Source organism: Blastococcus sp. TF02A-26 (assembly GCF_003319125.1).
Taxonomy (GTDB): domain Bacteria; phylum Actinomycetota; class Actinomycetes; order Mycobacteriales; family Geodermatophilaceae; genus Trujillonella.
The window spans coordinates 31,371-51,686 of the sequence record NZ_QOHG01000005.1 but is presented as its reverse complement, the minus strand read 5'-3'; the positions used below and the strand labels follow the sequence as shown (position 1 = coordinate 51,686).

At 75.6% G+C, this 20,316-nt stretch carries 21 protein-coding genes; 19 read left to right on the top strand and 2 right to left on the bottom strand.

The features are described 5' to 3' along the window. From DQ240_RS07065 to DQ240_RS07025, 9 genes are read left to right on the top strand one after another with little or no spacing between them, the layout of a single operon-like run. Positions 1–792 (top strand): alpha/beta fold hydrolase, encoded by a 792-nt coding sequence (locus DQ240_RS07065; RefSeq protein ID WP_199589142.1) that lies wholly within the window; start codon positions 1–3, stop codon positions 790–792. Continuing rightward, on the top strand, positions 789–1,532 hold the full coding sequence (locus DQ240_RS07060; protein ID WP_113839117.1) for an SDR family oxidoreductase: 744 nt from the start codon (positions 789–791) through the stop codon (positions 1,530–1,532). Before DQ240_RS07065 ends, DQ240_RS07060 begins: the two co-directional genes overlap by 4 nt. An 11-nt stretch (positions 1,533–1,543) precedes the next feature. Next, positions 1,544–2,326 (top strand): SDR family oxidoreductase, encoded by a 783-nt coding sequence (locus tag DQ240_RS07055; protein WP_113838924.1) that lies wholly within the window; start codon positions 1,544–1,546, stop codon positions 2,324–2,326. A 12-nt stretch (positions 2,327–2,338) separates the two neighbouring features. After that, positions 2,339–4,009, top strand: a complete 1,671-nt coding sequence (locus DQ240_RS07050; RefSeq protein ID WP_113838923.1) for a thiamine pyrophosphate-binding protein — start codon at positions 2,339–2,341, stop codon at positions 4,007–4,009. Next, positions 4,009–4,575, top strand: coding sequence for an alpha/beta fold hydrolase (locus DQ240_RS07045; protein ID WP_113838922.1), 567 nt, complete (start codon positions 4,009–4,011; stop codon positions 4,573–4,575). Before DQ240_RS07050 ends, DQ240_RS07045 begins: the two co-directional genes overlap by 1 nt. Beyond that, entirely contained in the window at positions 4,568–4,786 is a 219-nt protein-coding gene (locus DQ240_RS07040; RefSeq protein ID WP_113838921.1) for a recombinase-like helix-turn-helix domain-containing protein, read from the top strand. Before DQ240_RS07045 ends, DQ240_RS07040 begins: the two co-directional genes overlap by 8 nt. A gap of 1 nt (position 4,787) precedes the next feature. Further along, positions 4,788–5,885: a Rieske 2Fe-2S domain-containing protein gene (locus tag DQ240_RS07035; protein ID WP_113838920.1), complete on the top strand. Its 1,098-nt coding sequence runs from the start codon at positions 4,788–4,790 to the stop codon at positions 5,883–5,885. Next, on the top strand, positions 5,878–6,246 hold the full coding sequence (locus DQ240_RS07030) for a hypothetical protein (RefSeq protein WP_199589141.1): 369 nt from the start codon (positions 5,878–5,880) through the stop codon (positions 6,244–6,246). The genes DQ240_RS07035 and DQ240_RS07030 overlap by 8 nt, the downstream gene beginning before the upstream one ends. Next, positions 6,243–6,638 (top strand): RidA family protein, encoded by a 396-nt coding sequence (locus DQ240_RS07025; RefSeq protein WP_199589140.1) that lies wholly within the window; start codon positions 6,243–6,245, stop codon positions 6,636–6,638. Before DQ240_RS07030 ends, DQ240_RS07025 begins: the two co-directional genes overlap by 4 nt. Positions 6,639–6,683: 45 nt before the next feature. Here DQ240_RS07025 and DQ240_RS07020 read toward each other — a convergent pair whose 3' ends face one another. Continuing rightward, positions 6,684–7,250, bottom strand: coding sequence for a MarR family winged helix-turn-helix transcriptional regulator (locus DQ240_RS07020; RefSeq protein WP_113838918.1), 567 nt, complete (start codon positions 7,248–7,250; stop codon positions 6,684–6,686). 110 nt (positions 7,251–7,360) lie between these two features. On the opposite strand from DQ240_RS07020, the gene DQ240_RS07015 reads away from it, so the two are divergent. Further along, positions 7,361–8,596 (top strand): benzoate/H(+) symporter BenE family transporter, encoded by a 1,236-nt coding sequence (locus tag DQ240_RS07015; RefSeq protein WP_113838917.1) that lies wholly within the window; start codon positions 7,361–7,363, stop codon positions 8,594–8,596. A gap of 151 nt (positions 8,597–8,747) precedes the next feature. Beyond that, positions 8,748–9,956 carry a glycosyltransferase gene (locus DQ240_RS07010; protein ID WP_113838916.1) on the top strand — a complete coding sequence of 403 codons (1,209 nt, stop codon included), beginning with the start codon at positions 8,748–8,750 and terminating at the stop codon, positions 9,954–9,956. Between the two features lie 10 nt (positions 9,957–9,966). Here the strand turns inward: DQ240_RS07010 and DQ240_RS07005 are convergent, their stop codons facing one another. Further along, the gene (locus tag DQ240_RS07005) at positions 9,967–11,436 is read right to left on the bottom strand and encodes an NAD-dependent succinate-semialdehyde dehydrogenase (protein ID WP_233498569.1); all 1,470 of its coding nucleotides are present in this window, start codon (positions 11,434–11,436) and stop codon (positions 9,967–9,969) included. 425 nt (positions 11,437–11,861) lie between these two features. Here DQ240_RS07005 and DQ240_RS07000 point away from each other — a divergent pair, with 425 nt between their 5' ends. The 8 genes from DQ240_RS07000 (at position 11,862) to rfaE2 (ending at position 20,193) form a co-directional block, all read left to right on the top strand. Beyond that, a complete protein-coding gene (locus DQ240_RS07000) occupies positions 11,862–12,770 on the top strand; it encodes a hypothetical protein (RefSeq protein WP_147261948.1) in 909 nt (302 codons plus the stop codon). 25 nt (positions 12,771–12,795) lie between these two features. After that, complete coding sequence (locus tag DQ240_RS06995) at positions 12,796–13,290, top strand: MarR family winged helix-turn-helix transcriptional regulator (protein WP_113838913.1); 495 nt, start codon at positions 12,796–12,798, stop codon at positions 13,288–13,290. A 134-nt stretch (positions 13,291–13,424) separates the two neighbouring features. Next, on the top strand, positions 13,425–14,930 hold the full coding sequence (locus DQ240_RS06990; RefSeq protein WP_113838912.1) for an HAD-IIIA family hydrolase: 1,506 nt from the start codon (positions 13,425–13,427) through the stop codon (positions 14,928–14,930). After that, complete coding sequence (locus DQ240_RS24395) at positions 14,927–15,928, top strand: glycosyltransferase family 9 protein (protein WP_113839115.1); 1,002 nt, start codon at positions 14,927–14,929, stop codon at positions 15,926–15,928. The genes DQ240_RS06990 and DQ240_RS24395 overlap by 4 nt, the downstream gene beginning before the upstream one ends. After that, positions 15,925–16,917, top strand: coding sequence for a glycosyltransferase (locus DQ240_RS06980; RefSeq protein ID WP_113838911.1), 993 nt, complete (start codon positions 15,925–15,927; stop codon positions 16,915–16,917). The genes DQ240_RS24395 and DQ240_RS06980 overlap by 4 nt, the downstream gene beginning before the upstream one ends. Further along, positions 16,914–18,140 (top strand): glycosyltransferase, encoded by a 1,227-nt coding sequence (locus DQ240_RS06975; RefSeq protein WP_113838910.1) that lies wholly within the window; start codon positions 16,914–16,916, stop codon positions 18,138–18,140. The genes DQ240_RS06980 and DQ240_RS06975 overlap by 4 nt, the downstream gene beginning before the upstream one ends. Then, positions 18,137–18,817, top strand: a complete 681-nt coding sequence (locus DQ240_RS06970; protein ID WP_113838909.1) for an SIS domain-containing protein — start codon at positions 18,137–18,139, stop codon at positions 18,815–18,817. The genes DQ240_RS06975 and DQ240_RS06970 overlap by 4 nt, the downstream gene beginning before the upstream one ends. Next, complete coding sequence (gene rfaE2 / locus DQ240_RS06965) at positions 18,814–20,193, top strand: D-glycero-beta-D-manno-heptose 1-phosphate adenylyltransferase (RefSeq protein WP_113838908.1); 1,380 nt, start codon at positions 18,814–18,816, stop codon at positions 20,191–20,193. The genes DQ240_RS06970 and rfaE2 overlap by 4 nt, the downstream gene beginning before the upstream one ends. Positions 20,194–20,316: the final 123 nt, after the last annotated feature.

Here is a 20,316-nt window from a genome sequence, read left to right as displayed (position 1 = left end):
GTGTCCGCACCCGTCCGCACCCGCCTGGCCGGAGGGCTGGCCGTCACCGACGAGGGGACCGGCCGCCCGGTCCTCCTCCTGCACGGGATCGGCGGCAGCGCCGCCTCCTGCGCCGGGGTCGCCGCCGTCCTCGCCGCCTCCGGCGCCCGGGCGATCGCCTGGGACGCCCCGGGCTACGGCGAGTCCGCCGACCCCAGCGGCGACGCGGACGTCGACTACCCGGCCCGGGTGCTGGCGCTGCTCGACGACCTCGGCCTCGACCGGGTCGACCTCTTCGGCACCTCGTGGGGCGGCGTGATCGCCACCGAGGTCGCGGCCCGTGCCCCCGGGCGGGTGCGCACCCTCGTGCTGGCCGACTCGACCCGGGGATCGGGCACCGCGCCGGAGAAGGCCGCGGCCATGCGGTCGCGGGCCGCCGACCTCGCCGCGTCCGGCCCGGAGGCCTTCGCCACCGCCCGCGCCCCGCGGCTCGTCGCGCCTGGCTGCGACCCCGAGGTGGCCGACGCCGTCCGCGCCGAGATGGCGCAGGTCCGGCTGGCCGGCTACCGCGGCGCCGCCGAGTACATGGCCGGCACCGACACCGCCGAGCTCCTGCCCACGATCACCGCGCCGACGCTGGTGGTGGTCGGCGAGCACGACGTCGTCACGGGGGTGGAGGAGTCGCGCCTGCTGGCCGACCGCATCCCCGGCGCCCGCCTGGTCGTGGTGCCCGGCGCCGGCCACGCCGCGCTCACCGAGAAGCCGGCCGAGGTCGCCGCCGCGGTGCTCGAGCTGTGGGAGGCGGCAGCGTGAGTCGCCTCTCCGTCGTCACCGGTGCCGCCCGCGGGCTGGGCCGGGTCATCGCCGAGACCCTCGCCGCGGAGGGCGACCGGCTGGTCCTCGGCGACATCCGCACCGAGCTGCTGGAGCGCACCGCCGACGAGCTCCGCGCCGGCGGCGCCGAGGTGCACGCGGTCGCGCTGGACATCGCCGACCCGCACTCCGTGGCCGCGCTCGCCGAGACCACCGAGTCTCTCGGCGGGGTCGACGCGCTGGTCAACAACGCGGCTCTCGCGGACGGCGTCGGCGGCGACGCCTTCTGGGAGCTCGACGTCGAGGCGTTCCGCCGGATCATGACCGTCAACGCCCTCGGTACCTGGCAGGTCGCGGCCCGGCTCGTCCCGCAGATGCTGGAGAAGGGCGCCGGCGCGATCGTCAACGTCGCCTCCGACACCGCCATCTACGGCTCGCCCCGGCTGGTGCACTACGTCGGTTCCAAGGGCGCGGTCATGGCGATGACCCGCACGATGGCCCGTGACGCCGGCCCGCACGGCGTCCGCGTGAACGCCGTCGCCCCCGGGCTGATCCGGGTCGAGGCCACCGAGACGGTGCCCGACCACCGCTACCGGCTCTACGCCGACAACCGGGTGCTGGAGCGCGAGCAGACCCCGCAGGACGTCGCCGACCTCGTCGCCTACCTGCTGTCGGACAAGGCCGGGTTCGTCACCGGCCAGGTCGTCGCGGTCGACGGCGGCTTCACGATGGTGCAGTAGGGAGCGCGGACATGGACCTGCAGCTGAACGGCCGCGTCGTGCTCGTCACCGGGGCGAGCTCCGGCGTCGGGCTGGCCACCACCCGCATGCTCGTCGGCGAGGGCGCCTCGGTCGTCGCCTCCGCCCGGGACCTCGAGCGCCTGCAGTCCGCCGTCGGCGCGCTGCCCGGCCCGGGGAAGGTGCACGCGGTCGCCTGCGACGTCGTCGACCGCGTCTCGGTCGAGGCGATGGTCGCCGAGGGCGTCGAGGTGTTCGGTGGGGTGGACGGCGTGGTGTGCAACGCCGGCCGCTCGCTCATGGCGCCCATCACCGACACCACCGACGAGCAGATCCGCGAGGAGCTCGACCTCAAGGTGTTCGGCGCGTGGAACGTCATCCGCGCCGCCCGGCCGCACCTCGCCGGGTCCGACGCCGCCTCGGTGGTCAACGTCAACGCGATCCTGGCCAAGCAGCCCGAGGCCCGGCTGGCGATCACCTCCGCGGCCCGCGCGGCGCTGCTCAACCTCACCCGCACGCTGTCGGCGGAGCTCGGACCCGAGGGCATCCGGGTCAACTCCGTCGCCCTCGGCCTCGTCGACACCGGCCAGTGGCGGCGCCGCTACGACGCCTCCGGTACCTCGCAGAGCTACGAGGAGTGGAGCGCGGAGATCGCCGCCGACCGCGGCATCGCCCTCGGCCGGTTCGGCCGCGCCGAGGAGGTCGCCTTCCCGATCGTCAGCCTGCTGTCCCCCCTGTCCTCGTACTGCACCGGCGCGACCATCGACGTCGGTGGCGGCGTCTCCCGTTACCTCTGAAGCGAGGACCACATGACCGAACGACAGCCCACCGGCGGTGACGTCCTCGTCGCCGTGATGAAGCGGCACGGCATCGACACCGCCTTCGGCGTGATCAGCGTGCACAACCTGCCGCTGGTCGAGGCCGTGGCCCGCGAGTTGCGCTTCGTGGAGATGCGGCACGAGGCCGCGGTCGTCAACGCCGCCGACGGGTACGCCCGGGCCACCGGCAAGGTCGGCGTGGCGCTGACCAGCACCGGCACCGGCGCGGGCAACGCGGCCGGCTCGATGATCGAGGCGCTCACCGCCGGCAGCCGCGTCCTGCACGTCACCGGGCAGATCGACAGCGAGCACTACGACCCGGCCGCCCCCGGCTCGGCCCGCGGCGTCATCCACGAGTTCCCCGGCCAGCGGAAGATGCTCGAGGCGATCTCCGCGTTCGCCGCGACCGTGCCCTCGGCCGACCGCGCCGAGGCCACCCTCGAGGAGGCCATCGCCGCGATCACCGCCACGCCGAACGGCCCGGCCAGCGTCGAGTGGCCCTCGGACCTGCAGTACCTCGCCCGGCCGGACCAGCAGCAGCCGTACGAGCCGGTGCCCCTGGCCGTGCCGCACCCCGACGACGACGCCCTCGACGCCGCGGCCACCCTGCTCGCCGCCGCCCAGCGCCCGCTGCTCTGGGTGGGTGGGGGTGCGGCCGGCGCGCCCGCCGAGCTCACCGAGCTGGTGCACCGCCTCGGTGCCGGCGTGCTCACCAGCAACTCGGGCCGGGCGATCGTGCCCGAGGACGACGACCTGGTCGTCGGCAACTTCGCGGCCACCCCCGCGGTCGGCCCGCTGCTGGCCGAGGCCGACCTGATCCTCAGCGTCGGCACGCACTTCCGGTCCAACGAGACGAAGAGCTACGCCCTCGAGCTGCCCAAGCGGCACGTGCAGATCGACGTCGACCCCGCCGCCGTGGGCCGGGTGTACCCCGCCGAGGTGGGACTGGTCGGGGACTCCCGCGCGGTGCTGACGGCGCTGCTGGGGCGGCTGCCGTCGGTCTCGACCGAGCCCGGCTGGGCCGACCGCGTGCGGTCGGTGCGCCAGCAGGTCCGCGACGACCTCTACGAGTACATCGGGGGCTACGCCGAGATCTGCGCCGGCCTGCGCTCGGTGCTGCCGCGCAAGGCCGTCGTCGCCCGCGACGTCACGATCCCGTCCAGCCAGTGGGGCAACCGGCTGCTCGAGTTCTACGCGCGCAGCTCGAACGTCTTCCCGCTCGGCGGCGGCATCGGCCAGGGCCTGGCGATGGGCATCGGCGCCGCCGTCGGCCGGCCGGAGGTGCCGACCCTCGTCATGGCCGGCGACGGCGGGCTCGCCGTCCACCTGGGCGAGCTGGCCTCCCTCTGCGGGACCGGCGCCTGGGTCGTCGTCCTCGTGTTCAACGACGGCGGCTACGGCGTCCTGCGCAACATGCAGCAGGCCAACGGCTTCGACGTCACCGGCGTCGACCTGTTCACCCCCGACTTCGGCAAGCTCGCCGGCTCCCTCGCCATGCCGTACTGGCTGGTGCAGGGCCCCGGGCGGTTCGAGGCCGTGCTGCGGGAGGCCGTCGACGCCCACCGCCCGGTGCTCGTCGAGGTCGACGTGACCGCACTCGACCCGGTGCCGGGCGCGTTCACGCCGCCCGTGCACATCCCCACCCCGGACGGAGGCCACTGATGGTTCCCGACGACGAGCTGTCCGCCGGCGTCCTCTGCCTGCGCTCGGGCAGCGAGCCGGCCGACTGGTTCCTCGACCAGGTGCACGCCCTCGGAGCGGTCGAGTGGGGTCCCGAGGGCGAGCCGGCCGACGCCGAGTGGCTCGCCCAGGTCCGCGAGGCCGTCGCCGTGCACGCGGCCGGCGGCCCGGTCCACGTCCTCGCCTCCGGGACGGCGGTGCCGCGGGCGCTGCTCCTGGCGGCCCGCGCCCCGGAGCTGGTGGTCAGCATCCTGGCCGCCGACCCCGAGGTCGACGAGGCCGACCCCGCCTACTGGGAGCTCCTGCGGGAGGTGCAGACCCCGACGCTCGTGGTCGTCGCCGCGCCGGAGCCCGACACCGACACCTCGCAGGCCCAGACCGTCGCCGGTGGCGTGACCAACGGCGTGATGGTGATCGTCGACGGCACCGCCGCCCCGGTGCACCGCAGCAACCCCCGCTCCTTCGCCGAGTGGGTCACCGCGTTCATGTCCATCGCCGAGGGGCTGTCGTCCCTCGTGCCCCAGGCCAGGGAGGAAGCGCATGCCTGAGCAGTACCTGGAAGAGCACCAGACGCACCCGCACCCGATCAGCCCCTACGAGCTCAAGCTCTCCGGCGCGATCATGGAGGTCTTCGGGCGCGGCGTGCACGACCTGCCCGGCCTGGTCGAGGGCCTGAACGGCCTCGGCCTCAACGCCCCCGACGGGGGTCCCTGGACCGCGGACTCGCTCCGCGCCGAGCTCCGCCGACTGGGAGACTGAGATGAGCACCCCGACCACCACGCCCGCCGCCCTGGCCCGTCCGCGCCCGGTCAAGACGCCCAAGGTCGTCGGCACCCGCCGCACCCTGTCGGCGGAGGAGATCGCGGCCACCGGTCTGCGCGACCGCTGGTACCCGATCCTGCCCTCGCACATGGTCGGCGCCGGCGAGATGAAGAAGGTCACCCGCCTCGGCGTCGACTGGCTGCTCTTCCGCAACGCGTCCGGGGCCATCTCGATGCTCGAGGACCGCTGCCCGCACCGCAGCGCGCCGCTGTCGGTCGGCCAGCACCTCGGTGACCGGGTGGCCTGCCGCTACCACGGCGTCCAGGTCGACGGCACCGGCACGGTCGTCTCGGTGCCCGGCATGCCCGGCTGCGCCCTGGAGGGCAAGAAGGCCACCGTCTCGCTGTCGGTCGTCGAGGCCGCGGACACCATCTTCGCGTTCGTGCCGCTGACCGAGGACTCGCAGCCGACCGAGTTCGCGCTGCCCGACCGGCTCGCCGACCCCGCCGTCTCCTGGTTCCCGAACTACGCCGAGTGGGCCGGGCCGTGGCGGTTCTACATGGACAACGTGCTCGACCCGATGCACGGGGCCTTCCTGCACCGGGACTCGCACTCGATGTTCGGCGGCGACACCTCGGCCCGGTTCCGCATCCGCGAGACCGAGCGCGGCTTCTTCTTCGAGAAGACCGACCAGCGCGGCGTCAACTTCGACTGGGTGGAGTTCGCCCGGGGCGCGATGGACTACGTCGACCTGGAGATCCCCTACGCCCAGAACGCCGGGCCCGGTGGCACCTTCGGCATCGTCGGCATGGCGACGCCGATCGACGAGCACAACTCGGCGATCTTCCACTGGCGGACCCGGCGGGTGGAGGGCTGGGAGCGCGAGGTCTGGCGCTTCCTGTACCGGACCCAGCTGGAGGCCAAGCACTGGGCGGTGCTCGAGCAGGACCGCATCGTGCTCGAGGCCCTGGCCGCCGACGCCGACGTCGACGAGCACCTCTACCAGCACGACCTCGGCGTCTCCCGCATCCGCCGCATGTACCGGGCCGACGCACAGGCCCAGGCCGCGAAGCTGGTGGCCGCGGCGAATGGCTGACGCGCAGCCCTCGGCGGCCGGGTCGGGTCACCCGGCCGCCGAGGAGACCATGCTGCTGACGGTCTTCCTGCGGCACGACCAGTCCCAGGACCTCGTCGAGCAGCGGGACAAGCTGGACGCCGTCGACTGGTGGAACGGCTTCCCGCCGGCCGGCTGCGAGGTCGTCTCGTGGGTGGTGGCGATGGGCGTGGGACAGATCGTCACGCTGCGGCTGCCGCCGCGGCTGCTGCAGTCGGTGAACGTCGAGCTGGAGCGCCGCGCGTGGGGCGTCTTCCAGACCGACTTCTACCCCACCTACGACTTCCGGGAGACCCGGGAGCGGCTGGTGCGCGAGGCCAACGAGAGGACGGGACGGGCATGAGGGTCGCAGCGGAGTCGGTACCGGAGCCGCCGCGGCCGGGCATGTTCAGCAACGCCCGGGTGCACGGCGACCACTTCTTCCTGTCGGGCATGCACGCCGGCGGCCCGGACGGCCCCGTCGGTGGGGACGACGTCTACCTGCAGGCGAAGGAGACCTTCCGGCGGGTGCGCGAGCTGACCGAGGCCTGCGGGGCGTCGGTCGACGACATCCTCGTGCTGCGGGTCTACCTGACCGACGTCGAGGACAAGGTCGCCGTCGGCCGGGCCCGCGGCGAGGTCTTCAGCGGGGACTTCCCCTGCTCCACGCTGGTCGGCGTGGCCGCGCTGGTGGACCCGGGCCTCAAGGTCGAGGTGGAGGCGCAGGGCATCAGGGGCGCGTCGTCGTCCTCCTGACCGCCGCCGCCACGATCAGGGGACCTGATCGTGGCGGGCCCGCGGTCAGCGCTCGGCGGCGGCCGCGGCCTCGGTGAGGTCGAGGCCCGGGGTGGCCTCCTGCAGGCAGTCGAACAGCCGCCCCAGCAGCCGCGCGAGGTCGTCGCGCTCGCCGGCGGTGAGCCCCTCGAGCATCCGGGCCATGTTGGGGAAGTGCAGGTCGGCGGTCCGGTCGACCAGCTCGCGGCCGGCGTCGGTCAGCGACACGTAGACCATCCGGTGGTCCTCCGGGTCGCGCTCGCGCCGGACCAGGCCGTCCTTCTCCAGCCGCTTGACCCGCAGCGTCAGCCCGCCGGTGGTGACCAGCGTCTGCCGGGCCAGCTCACCGGCGCTGAGCCGCTGCTCGGCGCCCGACCGGCGCAGCGCCGCGAGGACGTCGAAGCCGGGCTCGGTCGTCCCGACGTCGGTGAAGCGCTCTCCTATGGCCGACCGGTACAGCAGGAAGCTGCGGTGCAGGCGGCCGAACACCTGCATCGCGGAGACGTCGAGGTCCGGGCGGACCCGGCCCCACTGCCCGATGATCTCGTCGACGGCGTCCCGGGGACGGGCGCCGACGGGGTCGGTCGTGGTCATGGTCCTCCTCGTGCCGGTCGGGCAGTGTGTGCGCCGTAACATCTTGGCACTGAGAATCTTTCCGTGTTCTGTGATCCGGACCTCATGGTGCCGGATCGACGGGGGAGGCCATGCGCGACAGCGGTGCCGCCGAGCGGCTGATCGAGCGCCCGGCGCGCCCACTGCCCGGCCCCGGCCGGGTGCTGCGCGACGCCGGTCCGCTCTACGCGGGCAACGCGCTCGTCGGCTTCGTCTTCGCGGCCACCGGTCCGGTCGCGGTGATCCTCGCGGTGGGGGAGCAGGGCGGGCTGACCCAGGCGCAGATCGCCAGCTGGGTGTTCGGCGCCTTCTTCCTCAACGGCGTCCTGACGGTGCTCTCCTCCTGGCTGTACCGCCAGCCGCTCGCCTTCTTCTGGACCATCCCCGGCACGGTGCTGGTCGGGCCGGCGCTGGGTCACCTCAGCTGGCCCGAGGTGGTCGGCACCTTCGTGGTGACCGGTCTGCTCATCGCGGTGCTGGGCCTCACCGGGCTGGTGCGCCGCGTCATGGCCGTCGTCCCCATGCCGATCGTCATGGCGATGGTCGCCGGGGTCTTCCTGCGCTTCGGGGTCGACCTCGTCCGCGCCCTGGAGGACGACGTCGCGGTGGCCGCCCCCATGGTCGTCGTCTTCCTGGCGCTGAGCGCGGTGCCGGCCCTGGGCGCCCGGGTGCCGCCGGTGCTCGGCGCCCTGGTCGTCGGGGCGGTGGCCGTCGCGGTGTCGGGCCGGTTCGACCCCGGCACGGCCGACGGCGTCCTCGCCGCGCCGGTGTTCACCGCTCCCGCCTGGTCGCTGCAGGCGATGCTCGAGCTCGTCGTGCCGCTGGCGATCACCGTGCTCGTCGTCCAGAACGGGCAGGGTGTGGCCGTCCTCCGAGCGGCCCGGCACGACCCACCGGTCACCGCGGTCACCGTCGCCTGCGGGGCCTGGTCGGTGCTGACCGCCGCGGTCGGCACGGTCTCCACCTGCCTGACCGGCCCGACGAACGCGCTGCTCTCCGCCTCCGGCGAGCGGTCCCGGCAGTACACCGCGGGTGTGCTGTGCGGCCTGCTGGCGATCGTCTTCGGGGTGTTCGCGCCGTTGTTCACCGGGCTGATGCTCGGCACGCCCGCCGCGTTCGTCGCCGTCCTCGGCGGGCTGGCGATGCTCCGGGTGCTGCAGACCTCGTTCGTCACCGCCTTCGGGGGCGACCGGACGTTCGGTGCGCTCATCACCTTCGTGGTGACCGTCTCCGACGTCACGGTGCTCAACATCGGCTCCGCCTTCTGGGGCCTGGTCGCGGGTCTGGCGGCCTCCTGGCTGCTGGAGCGCCCGGCCGCCCGCGGCTGAGGCCTGCGGGGTGGTGCGGGTGGGACAGGAGGGGTGCGGGCCGGAGCCCGGACCGGGCCGTCCGGCGGACGACGCCCGCGGCGTGGCACCCTCGTGGGGTCATCCCCCGGTCCGGCCCACCCGACCGGCCCGACCGCTGGAGGCATCGCACGTGGACCTGACCGTCGTGGTGCCGACGTTCAACGAGCGGGGCAACGTCCCGGAGCTCGTGCGGCGGCTGGACGAGGCGCTGGCCGGGCGCGACGCCGAGATCCTGTTCGTCGACGACTCCTCCGACGACACCGCCGACGTCGTCCGCGAGGTCGCGCGCACCAGCACGCTGCCGGTGCGGCTCATGCACCGCGAGCGCGACCAGCAGGAGGGCGGGCTGGCCGGCGCCGTCGCGGCCGGGATCGCGACCGCGCGCGGCGAGTACGTCGTCGTCATGGACGGCGACCTGCAGCACCCGCCGGAGCTGGTGCCGCTGCTGCGCGACGACGCCGACCCCGTCGACATGGTCGTGGCCAGCCGCTACTGCGGGGCCGGCGACTCGTCGGGGTTGTCCTCCTCGTGGCGCCGCGCGGTCTCCAGCGGGTCGACGCTGCTGGCGCGTTCCTGCTTCCCGCGCCGGGTCGGGCGGGTCTGCACCGACCCGATGACCGGCTTCTTCTGCGTCCGGCGCAGCGCGGTGCACCTCGACCGGCTGCGCCCGCGCGGGTTCAAGATCCTGCTCGAGATCCTCGCCCGCCACGACCTCGCCGTCGCCGAGATCCCCTTCGCCTTCGGCGAGCGGCACGACGGCGAGAGCAAGGCCTCGTGGCGCAACGGCGCCCAGTTCCTGTACCAGATGGCCGCGCTGCGGATGGGCAAGATGTCCCGCTTCGCCGCCGTCGGTGCGCTGGGCACCATCGTGAACCTGCTCATCATGTGGCTGCTGCTGCGCGAGACGGGCCTGCACTACCTGCCGGCGGCGGTCATCGCGACCGAGATCGCGATCGCGCACAACTTCGTGCTGCAGGAGCGCTTCGTCTTCGGCGACCTCAAGGACAACCGGCACCCGCGGTGGCTGCGGTTCGTGCACTCGCTGCTCTACAACAACCTGGACACGCTGGTCCGGCTGCCGGTCCTCGCCTTCCTGGTCGAGGCCATGAACGTGCCGTCGGTCCTCGCGCAGGGGCTGACGCTCGGAGTGGCCTTCCTCGCCCGGTTCGTCTTCGTCTCCACCGTCGTCTACCGGCCCCGGCGCTCCCCCGAGGAGACGCTCGCGGAGGCCGGACCGCCGATCGACGTCATGGCCATCGCCCCGCTCCAGGGCGCCGCGTCGCCCGGTGGCGACGGCGGTCCGGCCGCCGACGAGCGCCCCCCGACCGCCGCGGGGTAGCCCCCGCGGGTCAGAGCGGGAAGGAGATGTACTTCGTCTGGAGGTACTCGGCCAGCCCCTCGTGCCCGCCCTCGCGGCCGAAGCCGCTCTGCTTGACCCCGCCGAAGGGCGCAGCCGGGTCGCTGACGACGCCGCGGTTCAGCCCGACCATGCCCGACTCCAGCGACTCGGCCAGCCGCAGCCCGCGGGCCAGGTCGCCGGTGAAGACGTAGGAGACCAGCCCGAACTCCGTGCCGTTGGCCAGGGCGAGCACCTCCTCGTCCGAGCTGAACCGCACGATCGGCGCGACCGGACCGAAGATCTCCTCGTCGGTCGCGGGTGAGCCGGCCGGGACGTCGACCAGGACGGTCGGCGGATAGAAGTACCCGGGCCCCTCGGGCCGCTCGCCGCCGATGACCACCCGCGCTCCGGCGTCGACGGTCTCCCGCACGATCCGCTCCACCTTGCCGACGGTGTCCTCGTTGACCAGGGGGCCGAGCCCGACGCCCTCGTCGTCGCCCCGGCCGAGGGTGAGGGTGCCCATCCGCTCGGCGAGCCTGCGGGCGAACTCGTCGGCGACGGCGTCCTCGACGTAGAAGCGGTTGGCCGCGGTGCACGCCTCGCCACCGTTGCGCAGCTTGGCGACCATCGCGCCCTCGACCGCCGCGTCCAGGTCGGCGTCGGCGCAGACGATGAACGGCGCGTTCCCGCCGAGCTCCATCGAGCTGACCAGCACCTGGTCGGCGGCCTGCTTCAGCAGTCCCCGACCGACCTCGGTGGAGCCGGTGAAGCTGACCTTGCGCAGCCGCGGGTCGGCCATCGCGGTGCCGGCGACGTCCTTGGCGCTGGTCGTGGGCAGCACGCTGAGCACACCCTCGGGCAGGCCGGCGTCGGCCAGCAGCTCGGCGAGCAGCAGCGCGGTCAGCGGCGTCTCCGACGCCGGCTTGACCACCACGGGGCAGCCGGCGGCGAATGCCGGGCCGAGCTTGCGGGTCAGCATGGCCGCCGGGAAGTTCCACGGGGTGATCGCCAGCGAGATGCCCACCGGCTGGCGGACGACGACGGTGCGGGTGCCGCCGGCGGGGGCGACGCGGTAGTCGCCGTCGATGCGCACGGCCTCCTCGCTGAACCAGCGGAAGAACTCGGCGGCGTAGGTCAGCTCGCCCCGGGCGTCGGTGAGGGTCTTGCCGTTCTCCCGGACCATGAGCAGGGCCAGGTCGTCGGCGCGCGGCCCGGTCATGGCCTCGAAGGTGCGGCGCAGGATCTCGCCCCGCTCCCGCGGCGGGGTGGCGGCCCAGGCGGGTGCGGCGGCCTCGGCGGCGTCCATGGCGGCCCGGGCGTCGTCGGCCGTGGCGTCGGCGACGCGGGCGAGGACGGAGGCATCCGCCGGGTCGCGGACCTCGAACGTCGCCCCGCCGCTGCCCGCCCGCCAGGCGCCGCCGACGAACAGGTCGGTGGGGACGGGGCGGCTGAGTCCGGAGATCGTCGCGGTGCTGGTCACGGCTCCATCCTGCGCCTGCGCGGGGACCCGTGCAGGGCGCCGAGGAGGATGTGGGGCGGGGGGCCGGCTCTGGCGGTCTGGCCGCGTTGGTCGGTCCATCCAGCGGTGGATGGCCAGTGGTTTCCCGGCTTCCCCCGCCCGCACCAACTGTGACCCAGCCGACAGCGGGGGGTCAACCCCCGACCGGCGTGTCCCGTCGGAGTCGCTCGAGTGCGGAACCCGTCATCGAGCGACTCCGCTCACTTTCTGCCGACACGCCGGGTCGACACGCCAGAAGCGTCAGTGACAGACCGTCCGGAGGCCCTCACAGCAGCCATCATGAGCGGGCCGACGTGCCGACGTCCGTTCGTCACCGGCAGTACGACTGCTCGAGGGGGAACTGCGTGCCGTCCGGTGCGTCGCCGAGGGTCGTCCGCAGGTCCGCCGTGCTCGGCGTCCTCGTGGGCGGGCTCATCACTCTGGGGTCCGCGACCGCGGGCCCCGCGCTCGCCGTCGACGACCCGACGCGTCCCGTCGTCCAGGTCACGCAGGGGCCCAGCTGCCGCCCCGGGGGCGTGGCCGTGGAGGTCACCGGCGCGACGGTCCCCTACGAGGTCGTCCTCGCCACGACCCGCGCCCCCGGGGGTGAGGACCGCGCCCGGGTCGAGCCGGGGCAGACGGTCCGGCTGACCACCGGGGACGTCGCCTGGGGCGAGCGGATCGACTCCCGCGTGCTGTTCACCGCCCTGGACGGCTCCGGTGCCACCGCCGTCGACGAGCTCGAGGGCTACGAGTTCACCCGGCCGGCGGAGGAGGACTGCGCCGCCATCGCGCCGCCGACCGCCGCTGCCACGGTGCCGCCGGCGGTGGGCTCCTCCGGTGCCGGGACCGACGACGTCCCGCCCGGCGGGGTGCTCCCCGGCCCCGACGCGCCGACCCGACCGGCCATCTCGGTCGCGGCGTCGTCCGGGAGCTCGCCCGGCGTCGCCGCGGGGGAGGTGGTCACCGTGACCGCCTCCGGGTTCGCCGCCGGTGAGGACGTCGTCCTGCGGCTGGCCGACGGGACGGCGCTGGGGAGCTCGGTCGCCGACATCGACGGGCTGGTCGTCACGGAGGTGACCATCCCGGCCGGTGCGCGGGCCGGGTCCACGAGCCTGGTGGTCGTCGGCGCCGTCACCGAGACCACCGTCGCCGTCGAGCTCCGGATCGCGGGGGCCGGCTCCCCGGCCGACCGCGGTGGGGACGCCGTCTGGCCGCTCGCCGTCGCCGGGGTGGCGGTGGTCGCCGCCGCCGGGGGGCTCGCGCTGTCGGCGCTGCGCCGCCGTGCCGCCCGCCCGCCGTCCGGGAGCGCGTGAGGCCGTCGTCGGTCACGATGGACCGGTGCCCCCGGACAAGGCCCTGGCGCCTGCCGTCCCCGACGTCCCCGACCTCGCCGGAGCGCTGCCGCGGCCGGAGGAGACCTGGTTGCGGATCGTGCAGGTGCACGACCGGATCACCCGTCGGGTCGACTCCGCCCTGCACCGCCAGCACGACATCTCGCTGACCGGCTTCGAGGCGCTGCGGCGGATCGCCGAGGCCCCCGGGGAGCGCGCCAGCATGGGTGAGGTCGCCGAGGCGCTCGGCCTCTCCCGGGCCGGCGTGACCAGCACCGTGAGCCGGCTCGTCGCGGTCGGCCTCGTCGTCCGGGAGCGGGCCGCCGACGACCGCCGGCTGCTGCACGCCCGGCTCACCGACACCGGACGGGCGAAGGTGCGCGAGGCGGCGGTCACCCACGACGACCTCGTGGCGCACCTGCTGGTCCGGCTGGGGGACGACGCTCCGGTGGTCACCGACGCGCTCGCCCGGGTCTCCGCGGCCGCCCGCGCCCGCCGCTGAGGAGCCTTTCGCGCGCGAGACGTTCGCCGACGGAGAGCACTTCGCGCGCGAGAGTCCCCCCGGTCGGGTGGACGGGAGGCAAAGCTTCAAGCCCGTAGTGTTTCGACACCGGTCGGTAGGGCACGACGCATCCCGTGGAGGGTGTACTCGCGCGCGTCTCGGTGGTCGTGCCGACGATCGGCCGACCGTCGCTGGACGCGCTGCTCGACGCCCTGGCCGCCGCCCCCGGCGACCGCCCGGCCGAGATCGTGCTGGTCGACGACCGCCCCACGGGGGAGCCGCTGCGACCCGAGCGGCCGGGGCTGCCGCCGGTCCGCGTCGTCCGCACCGGTGGTGGCGGGCCCGCCCGGGCGCGCAACCTCGGCTGGCGGGTGGCCCGCACCGAGTGGATCGCCTTCCTCGACGACGACGTCGTCCCCGACGCCGACTGGTACCGGTGCCTGGCCGCCGACCTGGCCGACCTGCCGGCCGACGTCGCCGGCAGCCAGGGGCGGGTGCGGGTCCCGCTGCCCGAGGACCGGCGCCCCACCGACTGGGAGCGAGGCACGGCCGGGCTGGCGACCAGCGCCTGGATCACCGCCGACCTCGCCTACCGCCGGAGCGCGCTGGCCGCGGTCGGCGGGTTCGACGAGCGCTTCCCCCGGGCGTTCCGGGAGGACTCCGACCTCGCCCTGCGCGTCATGGACACCGGCGCCCGGCTCGTCCGCGGCCAGCGGTGGATCACCCACCCGGTGCGGCCGACCGACCGCTGGGTCAGCGTCCGGGTGCAGGCCGGCAACGCCGACGACGTCCTCATGCGCCGCCTGCACGGCCCGGACTGGCGCGAGCCGCACCGGGCCGACGCCCCGCTCGGCCGCCGTCCGCAGCACCTGGCCGTGAGCGCGGCCGCGGTGGTGGCCGTCGGCCTCGCCGCCGCCCGCCGGCCCCGGGCCGCCGCGGCCGCGGCGCTGGCCTGGGCCGCCGGCACCGCGGAGTTCGCCTGGGCGCGCATCGGGCCCGGTCCGCGTGACCGTGCCGAGGTGACGACGATGCTCGCCACCAGCGCCGTCATCCCGCCGTTGGCCGCCTGGCACTTCCTCCGCGGCGTCGTCCGGCACCGCCGGGTGACCCGCTGGCGGGGCCTGCCCGACCTCGTCCTGTTCGACCGCGACGGCACGCTGGTCCGCGACTACCCGTACAACGGCGACCCGGCGTTGGTGACGCCGGTGCCCGGTGCCCGCGCGGCCCTCGACGCGCTCCGCGCCCGCGGCGTGCGGATCGGCGTTGTGAGCAACCAGTCCGGCGTCGCCCGGGGGCTGATCACGCGGGAGCAGGTCGACGCGTGCATGGCCCGGCTCGAGGAGCTCCTCGGCCCCTTCGACACGCTCCAGTACTGCCCGCACGGGCCCGAGGACGGCTGCGCCTGCCGCAAGCCCGCCCCCGGCATGGTCGAGACCGCCTGCGCCGAAGTGGGCGTCGATCCCGCGCGCTGCGTCGTGATCGGCGACATCGCCGCCGACGTCGAGGCCGCCGAGGCCGCCGGCGCCGTCGGGATCATGGTCCCGACGCCGGTGACTCGGCGGTCGGAGGTGGCGTCCGCGGCGCACGTGGCGCAGACGCTGACCGGCGCGGTCGACGACGTCCTGGCTGGGTCGTGGTGAGCCGCACCGTCCTCGTCGTCCGGCTGGACAACGCCGGCGACGTCCTCCTGCAGGGACCGCTGGTCCGCGCCGTCGCGCACGGGGCGGACCGCGTCGTGTTCCTGGCCGGACCGGCCGGAGCCGAGGCCGCCGCCCTCCTGCCCGGCGTCGACGAGGTCTGGACCTGGGCCTGCCCGTGGATCCTCGGCGACCCGCCCCCCGTGGAGGCCGCCGACCTCGCCGCCCTCACCGAGCGGCTCCGGGCCCTGGCGCCCGCCGAGGCGGTCGTCTCCACCTCGTTCCACCAGTCGCCCCTGCCCCTGGCGCTGGTCCTCCGGACGGCCGGCGTGCCGCGGATCTCCGCGATCAGCGTCGACTACCCGGGCTCGCTGCTCGACGTCCGGCACACCGTGGACGACGACCTGCCCGAGCCCGAGCGGGCGCTGTCTCTCGCCCGGGCGGCCGGCTTCGAGCTGCCGCCGGGCGACGACGGACGGCTGGAGGTGCGCCGGCCCCTGCCCCCGGCCGCGCACGCCCCCGGCTATGTCGTGCTCCACCCCGGGGCCTCGGTGCCGGCCCGCGCCTGGCCGGCCGACCGCTGCGCGGAGGCCGTCGAGGCGCTCGCCGACGCCGGCCACCGCGTGCTGGTCACCGGCGGCCCGGGGGAGCGGGAGCTGACCGCCGCCGTCGCCGGCACCCGCGGGGAGGACCTCGGCGGCGCCACCAGCCTCGCGGAGATGGCCGCGCTGCTCGACGGGGCCGCGGCGGTCGTCGTCGGCAACACCGGCCCGGCGCACCTGGCGGCCGCCGTCGGCACTCCCGTCGTCTCGCTGTTCTCCCCGGTCGTCCCCGCCGTCCGGTGGGCCCCCTACGGGGTGCCCAGCGTGCTGCTCGGCGACCAGGACGCACCCTGCCGCGACACCCGGGCCCGGGTGTGCCCGGTGCCCGGCCACCCCTGCCTGACCTCGGTGACCACCGGGGACGTCGTCGCCGCCGTCGAGAAGCTGGTGAGTGCATGAAGGTCCTCGTCTGGCACGTGCACGGCTCCTGGACGACGGCGTTCGTGGAGGGCGACCACGAGTACCTGATCCCGGTCACGCCCGGCCGCGACGCCGACGGGCTGGGCCGCGCCCGTACCTGGGACTGGCCCGCGTCGGCCCGCGAGGTGACCCCGGAGGAGCTGCGCGACCTCAGCGACGGCGGCGGGATCGACGTCGTCGTCCTCCAGCGCACCCGCGACCTCGAGCTGTGCCGCGAGTGGCTGGGCCGCGAGCCCGGCCGCGACCTGCCCGCGGTCTTCCTCGAGCACAACGCGCCCGGCCTGGACGACGGAGCCGCACCGGTACCGCACACCCGGCACCCGCTGGCCGACCGGGACGACGTCCCGATCGCGCACGTCACGCACTTCAACCGGCTCTTCTACGACAACGGCCGGGCCCCCACGACGGTGATCGAGCACGGCATCGTCGACCCCGGCGAGCGCTGGACCGGCGAGCTGGCCCGCGCCGCGGTGGTCACCAACGAGCCGGTGCGCCGCGGCCGCACCGTCGGGGCCGACCTGCTGCCCGGGCTGGCCGCCGTCGCCCCGGTCGACGTCTTCGGCATGGGCCTGGCCGGGCTGCACGAGCGCCACGGCCTGGACCCCGAGCGGGTCGCGCTGTACGACGACCCGCCGCAGGCGGCCATGCACACCGAGCTGGCCCGCCGCCGGGTCTACGTGCACCCGGTCCGCTGGACCTCGCTGGGCCTGTCGCTGCTGGAGGCCATGCACCTCGGCATGCCCGTCGTCGCCCTGGCCACCACCGAGGTGGTCGAGGCGGTGCCGGCCGAGGCGGGCGTGATCTCGACCCGGCCCGAGCGGCTGTGGGAGGCGGTGCGCGGGTTCCTCGACGACCCCGGCGCCGCCCGGCTCGCCGGCAAGGCCGCCCGCGCGGCCGCGCTGGAGCGGTACGGCCTGGCCCGTTTCCTGGCGGACTGGGACCGCCTTCTCGGAGAGGTGACGCGATGAAGATCGCCCTCGTGAGCGAGCACGCCTCGCCACTGGCCGCCATCGGTGGCGTCGACGCCGGCGGGCAGAACGTGCACGTCGCTGCGCTGGCCGCCGGGCTCGCCGCCCGCGGTCACGACGTCACGGTGCACACCCGCCGCGACGACGCCGCCCTGCCCGACGAGGTGGTCGTGCAGGACGGGTACCGGGTCCGGCACGTGACGGCCGGTCCGGCCGAGAACCTGCCCAAGGACGACCTGCTGCGGCACATGCCCGACTTCGCGCGGGTGCTGCGCCGCGAGTGGACCGCCGACCGGCCCGACGTCGTCCACGCGCACTTCTGGATGAGCGGCCTGGCGAGCGTCGCGGCCGCGGGCACGGTCCCGGTGCTGCAGACCTTCCACGCGCTCGGCTCGGTCAAGCGCCGCCACCAGGGCGCCGCCGACCCCTCGCCGCCGCAGCGGGTGGAGCTCGAGCGGGCGCTGTGCCGCAACGTCCGCCACGTCGTCGCCACCTGCTCCGACGAGGTCTTCGAGCTGCGCCGGCTCGGCCTGCCCCGGGAGAAGGTGTCGATCGTCCCGTGCGGCGTCGACACCTCCGTGTTCACGCCCCGGGGTCCGGTCGCGCCGCGCACCGACCGGCCGCGGCTGCTCGTGCTCGGCCGGCTGGTCGAGCGCAAGGGCCAGGACGACGCCGTCCGCGCCCTGACCGCCGTCCCGGACGCGGAGCTGGTCGTGGTCGGCGGGCCCCCGGCCGACGAGCTCGGCCGCGACCCCGAGGTCCAGCGCCTGCGGGCCGTGGCCGCCGATGCGGGCGTCGCCGACCGGCTCTGCTTCACCGGTGCGGTCGCCCGCGCCGACGTCCCGGCCTGGATCCGCTCGGCCGACGTCGTCCTCGCCGTCCCCTGGTACGAGCCGTTCGGCATCACCCCGCTCGAGGCCATGGCCTGCGGCCGGCCGGTCGTCGCCACCGCCGTCGGCGGGCTGGTCGACAGCGTCGTCGACGGCGCCACCGGCGACCTCGTGCCGCCCCGGGACCCCGCGCGGCTCGGCGAGGCCGTGGCCGCGCTGCTCGCCGACGACGCACGGCGGGCCGCCTACGGTGCGGCCGGCGTGCGCCGGGCGCGGTCCCGCTACCGCTGGGCCCGGGTCGTCGCCGACACCGAGGCCGTCTACGCCCAGGTCCTGGGCGCCCCCACCGAGACCGAGAACCGCTCGACGCGCGCCATGGAGGTCGCCCGATGAACCCCGCCCCGATGAGCGCGGCCCCGCACTCCGCCGGCGAGGTCGTCTCGCCCGACGCGTGCACCCACCTGACCGGGCACGACCACGTCGCCTCGCTCACCGCGGCGCTGCGGGACGTGACCGGCCACGTCGACACCCTCGACCGCTGGGGCCGGCTGCTCGCCGACGTCCTCTGCGGTGAGCAGCGCGGCCGCCTCCTCGCCGCCGGCAACGGCGGCAGCGCCGCGCAGGCCCAGCACCTGACCGCCGAGCTCGTCGGCCGCTACCGCGCCGACCGCGCGCCCTTCTCCGCCATCTGCCTGACCGCCGAGACCTCCTCGCTGACCGCGATCGCCAACGACTACCCGGCCGACGAGCTGTTCGCCCGGCAGGTCGAGGCGCACGGCCGGGCCGGGGACGTCGTGGTGCTGCTGTCGACCTCGGGCCGCTCGCCCAACGCCGTGGCCGCCGCCCGCCGGGCCCGCGAGTGCGGGATGACCGTGCTGGCGATGACCGGCCCGGCGCCCAACCCGCTGGCCGCCGAGGCCGACGAGGCGGTGTGCATCGACTCCCCGTGGACGGCGACCGTGCAGGAGTGCCACCTGGTGGCGCTGCACCTGCTGTGCGCCGCCTTCGACGCCGCGGTCCTGGCCGAGCCGGCCCGGATCCCGGACTCCCGGCTCGGGGTCGCCCGGTGACCGGCTCCCGGCCGCTCGTCGTGGTCGGCGACGCGCTCCTCGACGTCGACCTGGTCGGCACCGCCTCGCGGCTCACCCCCGACGCGCCGGTGCCGGTCGTCGAGGACGTCGAGACCCGCGAGCGCCCCGGCGGCGCGGCGCTGGCCGCGGTCATCGCCGCGGCGCAGACCTCCCGCCCGGTCGTGCTGATCGCCCCGATGGACGACGACGACGGCGCCGACCGGCTGCGGGCGCTGCTCGCCGGCCGGGTGCGGCTGGTCGAGATCCCGGCGACCGGCGGGACGGCGGTCAAGCAGCGCGTGCGGGTGGGCGACCACTCGGTCGTGCGGATCGACTCCGGCGCTCCCACCGCGACCCTCGGCGCGCTCCCGGACGAGGCCCGCTCGGTCCTCCGGGACGCCGCCGCCGTCCTGGTGGCCGACTACGGCCGGGGGACGACGGCCTCGCCGCAGGTCCGCGAGGCGCTCGCCGACGCCGGAGGACCGATCGTCTGGGACCCGCACCCGCGTGGTGCGGACCCGGTGCCCTCGACGCGGCTGGTCACCCCCAACGGCGCCGAGGCGGCACGCGTGGCGCCGGTGGATGCCGCGGGTGACGGCCTGGCCGCCGTCGGCGCGCGGGCCGAGGCGCTGATCCGGCACTGGGGCGTCGGCGCGGTGTCGGTGACCCTGGGCTCCCGCGGTGCCCTGCTCTCCTACGGCGAGGGCGCACCGATGGTGGTGCCCGCCGTGCCGGTGACCGGCGGCGACCCGTGCGGCGCCGGGGACTCGTTCGCCGCGGCGGCGGCGCTGCTCCTCGCCGACGGCGCCGTGACCGGCGAGGCGGTGGCCGGCGCGGTCGCCGCGGCCTCGGCGTTCGTCGGCCGCGGCGGGGCCGCCGCCTGGGACGCCACCCGGCGGGACGCGCCCGCGCCCAACGTGATCGCCGAGCCGGGCGTGGACTCGGTCATCGCGCGGGTCCGCGCCGCCGGCGGCACGGTGGTCGCCACCGGTGGGTGCTTCGACCTCATCCACCCCGGCCACGTCGCGACGCTGCGCGCCGCCCGCGGGCTGGGGGACTGCCTGGTGGTCTGCATCAACTCCGACGACTCCGTGCGCCGGCTCAAGGGCCCCTCGCGCCCCCTGGTGACCGCCGCCGACCGGGCGCGGGTGCTCGAGGCCCTGGAGTTCGTCGACGCCGTCGTCGTCTTCGAGGAGGACACCCCCGCCGAGGTGCTCGACCGGCTGCGGCCCGACGTCTGGGCCAAGGGCGGGGACTACGCGGGCGCGGACCTCCCCGAGGCCGCGGTGCTGCGGACGTGGGGCGGCCAGGCCGTCGTCCTGCCCTACCTCGACGGGCACTCCACGACCGCGCTGGTCGAGCGCTCCCGCACGTGAAGGACCCTGCTGCCCCCCACGCCTCGCACGCTCGGCGCGGGCCCCTGCAGCAGGGCCGTTCCAGCGACCGGTCGGGTCGACCCGTCGCGTTGGTCCTGCGGCCGCTGGGGTTGGGGGACCTGC

Coding starts and splice junctions, on each gene's coding strand:
- DQ240_RS06980 (WP_113838911.1), top strand. CDS start 15,925: ATGAAGGTCCTCGTCTGGCACGTGCACGGCTCCTGGACGACGGCGTTC.
- DQ240_RS07050 (WP_113838923.1), top strand. CDS start 2,339: ATGACCGAACGACAGCCCACCGGCGGTGACGTCCTCGTCGCCGTGATG.
- DQ240_RS06975 (WP_113838910.1), top strand. CDS start 16,914: ATGAAGATCGCCCTCGTGAGCGAGCACGCCTCGCCACTGGCCGCCATC.
- DQ240_RS07025 (WP_199589140.1), top strand. CDS start 6,243: ATGAGGGTCGCAGCGGAGTCGGTACCGGAGCCGCCGCGGCCGGGCATG.
- DQ240_RS07035 (WP_113838920.1), top strand. CDS start 4,788: ATGAGCACCCCGACCACCACGCCCGCCGCCCTGGCCCGTCCGCGCCCG.
- DQ240_RS07015 (WP_113838917.1), top strand. CDS start 7,361: ATGCGCGACAGCGGTGCCGCCGAGCGGCTGATCGAGCGCCCGGCGCGC.
- DQ240_RS07030 (WP_199589141.1), top strand. CDS start 5,878: ATGGCTGACGCGCAGCCCTCGGCGGCCGGGTCGGGTCACCCGGCCGCC.
- DQ240_RS06970 (WP_113838909.1), top strand. CDS start 18,137: ATGAACCCCGCCCCGATGAGCGCGGCCCCGCACTCCGCCGGCGAGGTC.
- DQ240_RS07055 (WP_113838924.1), top strand. CDS start 1,544: ATGGACCTGCAGCTGAACGGCCGCGTCGTGCTCGTCACCGGGGCGAGC.
- DQ240_RS07045 (WP_113838922.1), top strand. CDS start 4,009: ATGGTTCCCGACGACGAGCTGTCCGCCGGCGTCCTCTGCCTGCGCTCG.
- DQ240_RS07020 (WP_113838918.1), bottom strand. CDS start 7,250: ATGACCACGACCGACCCCGTCGGCGCCCGTCCCCGGGACGCCGTCGAC.
- DQ240_RS07040 (WP_113838921.1), top strand. CDS start 4,568: ATGCCTGAGCAGTACCTGGAAGAGCACCAGACGCACCCGCACCCGATC.